Source organism: Bradyrhizobium lablabi, assembly GCF_001440475.1.
Classification (GTDB): domain Bacteria; phylum Pseudomonadota; class Alphaproteobacteria; order Rhizobiales; family Xanthobacteraceae; genus Bradyrhizobium; species Bradyrhizobium lablabi.
The window spans coordinates 15,446-17,360 of sequence record NZ_LLYB01000052.1 but is presented as its reverse complement, the minus strand read 5'-3'; the positions used below and the strand labels follow the sequence as shown (position 1 = coordinate 17,360).

Here is a 1,915-nt window from a genome sequence, read left to right as displayed (position 1 = left end):
GCCAGTTTTTTACCCAGCCGCCGAAACTCCATGCCTCGGCCAAATTGGAATTGAGCGCAAGCGCGCGATCGACTAAGCCAGCGCCCACATCGAGGTCGCGAACAACAAACGCCAACGCCCATCCGCTCGCGGCGAGCGCGATCGCATCATCTTTGCCCAACTCAACCGCCCGCTGAGCGAGCCTTGTCACTTCGGCGATCTCGCTCGCTGTGTCTGAATCCCAGCCACTGGACTTGGCATAGACGTGGCAAGTGGCAGCACGACCGTAGGCGGACGCAAAATCCGGGTCGAGTTCGATCGCCTTGTTGAACAGGCGCAACGCTTCGTTGTTCGCTTGCTCATTCCCAAACTGATAAAATCTGGCCAACCCGCGTAAATAGAGGGTATAGGCGTCGAGACTTTCGGTCGGCTTACGCTTGGCACGCTCGATTTCGGCTTTTTCCACTGCTGGCGCGATCGCCCCGACAACGCTCTCGGTCACTTGATCCTGCAGATCGAAGATGTCGCCGACCCCGCCATCGATGCGATCAGCCCAAAGATGTGCCCCAGTGGCGGTGTCGACGAGCTGTCCCGTGATGCGGACTCGATTGGCCGCTTTGCGAACGCTCCCTTCCAACACGTAACGCACTCCGAGCTCGCGCCCGATCTGTTTAACGTCGACANGCGCCCCTTGTAGGTGAAGCTCGAGTTGCGGGCGATGACGAACAGCGCCTTAAAATGAGACAGAGCAGTGATGATGTCCTCGACCATTCCATCAGCAAAGTAATCCTGTTCCGGATCACCGCTCATGTTGGTGAATGGCAGAACGGCAATGGAAGGTTTGTCAGGGAGAGCGAGAGGTCTAGCCGTCTCGATCGCAGGCTTTGCCGGCTCTGTCGCGCCAGCGTTGTTATCTGGTCGCACACGCCAAGCCCGCATCGGATCAGCGATGTTTTTCAGGCTTTGCGAGCCTATATCGTCAAAGGTGATATCGACCTTGCCGCGAATTTGCCGGTGAGCGTCGTCGGAGATGCAGACGCCGCCCGGTTCCGCGATCCCTTCGAGACGTACCGCAATGTTGACCCCATCACCAAAGATATCGTTCTCTTCGATGATAATATCACCGACGTGAATGCCGATGCGGAGCTCGATCCGCTTGTCCGCCGGCACATCGATATTTTGCTCGGCCACGCTGCGTTGAATTTCGTCGGCACATCGCACGGCGTCGACCACGCTGGCGAACTCAACCAGGGCGCCGTCCCCCGTATTCTTGACGATACGTCCGTGACGTTCGACGACTTTGGGATCGAAAAGCGTCTTTCTAAGAGCTTTCAGCCGCGCCAGCGTGCCTTCTTCGTCGATCCCCATCAAGCGGCAAGAGCCCGCGACATCCGCCGCCAGAATAGCTGCCAGTCGCCGCTCCACGTGCTCGCTGCTCAAGATGCACCCCCATTCTTGGGGAAGGCGTGTGCCTATATAGCAGGATTGTGGGCCGATGTCCGGCTATGCGCATGTCCGAAACGGCTCATTGGTTCTCAAGGCAGACGTGAGGCGTTCAGTTCGAAGGGTGGGCAGAGCGAAACGATCCCCTCATGTTTGCGCGCAAGGATCTGGCCGCGATGGTCATTCAGGCAGCCCGGCTTGCCGCAATCCTTCTTGGTATCGCGAGAGGTCTTCGGCCCGCCTAAAAGGACCCAACACGTCTTTGAGAGTGGAAACACGTAGCGTGGGGTTCAGCAGCCGCAGCCGAGCCACTGCCTTATGTGCTTGCTCCGGCCGCCCGGCCACTGCATTGCTTGCGGCGGCGATCCGTAATCCAGATTGATAGTCCGGATTGTCCTGCAATGCCATTGCCGCCCACGATGCCGCCTCGTCATAGCGGCCCAGGAAGAAAAGGGCATGCGCGGTCCCGCTTGGCGTTCTTAGCGACCGATCA

General features: G+C 58.7%; 1 protein-coding gene and 1 pseudogene. Both read right to left on the bottom strand.

Annotated features, from left to right (window positions below; all coding sequences use genetic code 11):
- Nucleotides 1–663: 663 nt before the first annotated feature.
- Nucleotides 664–1,347 (bottom strand): adenylate/guanylate cyclase domain-containing protein (locus CQ14_RS45955; protein WP_245320265.1); only part of this gene is annotated, 684 nt, incomplete at its 3' end.
- Nucleotides 1,348–1,602: 255 nt separating this feature from the next.
- A pseudogene (locus tag CQ14_RS45950) lies at nt 1,603–1,915 on the bottom strand (winged helix-turn-helix domain-containing tetratricopeptide repeat protein); the annotation flags it as partial.